The 4,722-nt window shown below is 58.7% G+C and carries 3 protein-coding genes; 2 read left to right on the top strand and 1 reads right to left on the bottom strand.

Annotation, left to right across the window (positions count from 1 at the left end; translation table 11 throughout):
- Positions 1 to 477 precede the first annotated feature (477 nt).
- Both GEV01_RS30535 and GEV01_RS30530 read left to right on the top strand, forming a co-directional pair.
- Positions 478 to 1,842, top strand: coding sequence for a sodium-dependent transporter (locus GEV01_RS30535; protein ID WP_152810184.1), 1,365 nt, complete (start codon positions 478 to 480; stop codon positions 1,840 to 1,842).
- A 61-nt stretch (positions 1,843 to 1,903) separates the two neighbouring features.
- Positions 1,904 to 3,136, top strand: a complete 1,233-nt coding sequence (locus GEV01_RS30530; protein WP_328595674.1) for a sensor histidine kinase — start codon at positions 1,904 to 1,906, stop codon at positions 3,134 to 3,136.
- Positions 3,137 to 3,139: 3 nt separating this feature from the next.
- Here GEV01_RS30530 and GEV01_RS30525 read toward each other — a convergent pair whose 3' ends face one another.
- Complete coding sequence (locus tag GEV01_RS30525; RefSeq protein WP_175023310.1) at positions 3,140 to 4,519, bottom strand: DUF4214 domain-containing protein; 1,380 nt, start codon at positions 4,517 to 4,519, stop codon at positions 3,140 to 3,142.
- Positions 4,520 to 4,722 lie beyond the last annotated feature (203 nt).

Raw genomic sequence — 4,722 nt, 5'->3', positions numbered from 1 at the left:
AGGCATGCCGCCAGCGTTCAATCTGAGCCAGGATCAAACTCTTCAGTTTAATCTCTGTTTATTTGGCATTTCTGCCACCGTGATTGCTCACGGGTCGCTCACTCAAAATACTGACAGGCCACTACTTTCGTAGCGCCTATTTCAATTACTTCTTGTGAACATTTGATATTTTAAGTATCAGCAGGACTAGCCTGCTGTGCACTTTCATCAAACGTCCACACTTATCGACTGTTAATTTTTAAAGAACTTTATTCGGCACTGCTTGCTTGCTGCGGAGCGTTGTGTCCGTCAGCGAAGAAGAAAGAGTATGAAGCGTTTAGATCGTTTCGTCAACCCCTTCTTTTTCCCACTTCACTCAGCATTTACATGCGTCGTTCTGCGAGGGGGCGAACTATAGCAAAGCCTCACCAATATCTGCAAGGCCTTTTTTCGAACTGCTACAATCGCGCCCTTTAGAACATGGCGAGAAAGCACGCAATGACCAATAACACTATCAAGCGCGGCGGCTTTAGCTCCAGCTTCGGCGTACTGGCGGCGACGCTGGGCTCCGCCGTCGGCCTCGGCAATATATGGAAGTTCCCTTATCTGACGGGCGCCAATGGCGGCGCCGGTTTCCTGCTGATCTATCTGTTAGCGACGCTGGTCATCGGCTTGCCGGTGATGATCGCGGAGATCACGATGGGCCGCGCGGCCAAAGCCAATCCGATCACAGCGCTGCAAAATCTCAGCCCTAAAAAAAGCCTGCCATGGTGGCTGGTCGGCGTGGCCGGCATGGCTGCAGCGTTCCTGATCCTGTCCTTCTATTCCGAAGTGGTGGCCTGGGTTTTCGCCTATGTGTTCAAAGCAATCGGCGGCTCCATCCTCAGCAGCGATCGGCATGTCACCGAAAGCGCTTTCGGCGCCTTGATCGCAGACCCTGTGCAATCGCTGTTGTGGCAGTGGGGCGTGCTCGCCTTCATCGGCGGCATCCTGCTGATGGGTGTGACGAAAGGCATCGAAGGCATCGCAAAGAAGCTGATGCCGATCTTGTTCCTGCTGTTGCTGCTGCTATGCGCGGTCAGCCTGTCGCTGGACAAGGCGGCCGATGGCCTGGCCTTCCTGTTCCGTCCCGACTTCAGCAAGATCACTGCAGGCGTCATCCTGACGGCGATGGGCCTGGCTTTCTTCAAGCTGTCGCTGGGCATGGGCACGATGATGACCTACGGCTCCTACTTCCGCGACGACCAGAATATTCCGCAGACCACGCTGCGCGTGATGGCCGCCGACCTGTGCGTCTCCATGTTGGCGGGCATCGCCATCTTCCCTGCGGTATTCACCTTCGGCTTTGAGCCGGCGGCCGGCCCGGCGCTGGTGTTCATCACTATCCCAGCAGTCTTCTCGCAAATTCCAGGCGGCCAATTGCTGATGATCGCCTTCTTCGTGCTGGCCTCGGTTGCCGCCACCGGCGCCATGTTGTCGCTGATGGAAGTGCCGGTCGTGATCCTGCATGAGCGCTTCGGCCTCAGCCGCGCGAAGGCCACGCTGCTGACCATCGCAGGCCTGATGCTGCTGGGCTCCAGCTGCGCACTGACCAACAATGTGCTGGCCGACTTCAAACTGTTCGGCATGAATATGTTCGACCTGTTCGACTTCGTTTCCTCCAACGTGCTGCTGCCGTTGGGTGGCATCCTGCTAGCCTTGTTCGTGGGTTGGGTATGGGGCGCGGACAAGTTCACGCAGGCACTGTCGAACCAGGGCACGCTGGCCAACCAGGCGACGATACGCGTGGTGTTCTTCCTGCTGCGCTACGTGTCGCCGGTGCTGGTTCTTTTGGTAATGTTGAAGGGATTGAATTTGCTATAGGCGCAACGGTCTCGCTCTTTTTTCACCGCCGTTTGAGCAGTATGCCTATACTGTCTCCACCGTGAATTCCTCAGGCTTCAAGATGAACCAGAGCGAGATCCCCGTAGTGCCGATGCCGACGATACTCATCGTCGACGACTCCCTTTCCTATCTGGCGGCACTGCTGGACCGGCTCGAACGGCACGGCTTCATGATCGTGCTGGCGCAGACCGCCGCCGAAGGTTTGATGCGCGCCGAGTTCGCCGAGCCCGACCTGATCCTGCTCGATGTGGTCATGCCCGGCATCGACGGCTTCGAAGCCTGCCGCCGCTTGAAGGCCGGCAAGGCCACCAAGGATATCCCGGTCATCTTCATGACCGGCCTGACCGATCCGAAACAAAAAGTGACAGGCTTCGATGCCGGTGGCGTGGACTACATCACCAAGCCGTTCCAGATCGAGGAAGTGCTGGCGCGCATCAACACCCATCTGGCGCTGCGCCGGGCCAACCGCGAATTACAGGATATGGTCGCGACGCTGGACAAGGCGCGCGCAGACCTGATGCGCAACGAGCGCCTGGCGGGTCTGGGCGCCATGGTGGCCGGCATCGCGCACGAGCTGAACACGCCGATCGGCAACAGCCTGATGGCGTCCACCACGTTTGAAATGCAGACCGATGAAATCGGCAAGCACCTGGAGCTGGAGGGCGGCATCACGCGCAAGGAGTTTGAGCACTACATCAAGAATGCCCAACTGTCGGTGGATATCCTGAGCCGCAACCTGCACCGCGCGGCGGACATCGTCACCAACTTCAAACAGGTCGCAGTCGACCAGACCAGCTCGCAACGGCGCAGTTTTCTATTGGCGGAAGTGGTGGCCGGGAATGTGCTGACCTTGCAGCCGACCATCAAGCGCACGCCCTTCGTGATCCAGCAGCGCATCCCTGTGGACCTGATGATGGAAAGCTACCCCGGCCCGATCGGGCAGGTGATCACCAACCTGATCAACAACGCCATCCTGCACGGCTACGAAGGCCGCACGGCGGGACTGATCGACATCTCGGCCAGCCTGTCCGGGCATGGGCTGGTATCGCTGTCGGTGGAGGATCACGGCGCCGGCATCAAGAAGGAAGACCTGTCGCGGATCTTCGATCCCTTCTTCACCACCAAGCTGGGCGTGGGCGGCTCCGGGCTGGGCCTGAACATCGTCCACAACATCGTCACCGAGATCCTGGGCGGCGCCATCGATGTCGTTAGCGAACTCGGCGGCGGCACGCGATTTACGCTGACGCTGCCGATGCTCGCACCGACACGCTAGGCCTTACTCCTGCGACCAGAGCGACAGTGCTCCAGCTGGCTGAGGCGGCATGCCAGTAACCATCGGCGTCGGAATCACATTGCTCACAATCGCATACGTGAACGAACCATCGGTCTTCGTATAGCGGTAAGCGCGCCACGAGGTCCTGGTCAGCGCATCGAAATTGTACAAATCAGCCTTCAGCGCTTTGTTGACCGAGGCGGCAGGATAGACGCTGCTGCCGGCGGATGTCGTCACCGTCGCATTGCCGGCGGCATCAAAGGTGATCGAGGCGCCACTTTGCGCGGCGCAATCCTCGCGCTGCGTAGTCAGCGTTTGTCCGGCCAGGTCGGCGGCGGTGAGCAGTACCTTGGAAGTATTATTGACCAGCACATCGGTGGACTTGAACGGCTTGGCGGAGCCGGACGGCGACTGGCACAACATCAGCAATGTCGGCACGCGACCGTCGCCGCTTGCCGATACGCTGGCCGAAGCCGTAATCTGGCCGCGGTAGGCGATGGCGCTGCCCGGGCCGGCGGACTCGCCAAAGTCGATCTCACGCTCGCCGAGGCCGAAGACCAGCTCGCCGCCAAAGGAAGGCACGATGCCCGAGCCGTATGTATAGCGGTACTGCACCGATGTGCCGACATCCGAGTAGAGATCCTGGAATCCCGTGTACGCCGCGCGATATCCCGGCTTCGTATTCTTTTGCTCCAGGACCGCCGCGGCTATGGTCGCCTGGAAGGCAGCCAGGTCGGTATCCTTGTTCACCTTGGCCAGCAGGTCGCGTCCGACGTCGGTCAGCGGCGCCTCGTTCTGGACATTCGCTGCCGCCAGGGCAGTCAGGTAGCGGGTGGTGACTTCGGTTTTTTTGCTCATCGCCAGTTGATCGTCCGCCTGCGCGCCGGCCATGATGGCCAGTGCCAGCAGCGGGCGTGTGATCGCCTTGCTTTCGAGCTGCCCAACCCAGTATTGGCGGCCGCCGGTATCGGCGCTGCGGCTGAAGACATTGAGATAAATAGTATTAACGAATTCGGCATCGCTGCCTGCGTTGATATTTACCGCTTCTGGACTGGAGACGAATCCATCCACGATCATTTTGGTAAAACTATTGTCGATGTAGGCCGCGAGCAGCTCTGCAGGAGTGGTCGGCAGATTGAGCTTGTCGAATGCGACGTTCCAGAAGAGGAAGCCGGCAGTGTCTGGAGGGCGGGCGAAATAGGCCAGATATAAACTCTGCACCACGGCGATATGCGAAACGGCGGTAGGCGGCGCGGTAGGACCGCTTGCTCCCTGGCGCAGACCCGCAGTGTGCGTTTCGGCGCTGCCACCGCCCGAGCCACCGCAGGCAGCCAGCGCGGATGCCAACAGGCTGATAGATACGAGCTGCAATGTGCGTGACATGTTCATCTCCCTTGATGTGGTTGTCAATAATATATGACACCCGGCAGGGTTATGAAATAAACAATGTAACAAATGTAAAAAAGCCCACCAAGATCACTTGGTGGGCTTTTTCATATAACTAGCCTGACGATAACCTACTTTCACACTGGTTGCAGCACTATCATCGGCGCAGAGTTGTTTCACGGTCCTGTTCGGGATGGGAA

The sequence above is a fragment of the Rugamonas rivuli genome, from assembly GCF_009380165.1.
Lineage (GTDB): Bacteria > Pseudomonadota > Gammaproteobacteria > Burkholderiales > Burkholderiaceae_D > Rugamonas > Rugamonas rivuli.
The sequence above is the reverse complement of the archived record's forward strand: the minus strand, read 5'-3'. Positions and strand labels throughout refer to the sequence as shown.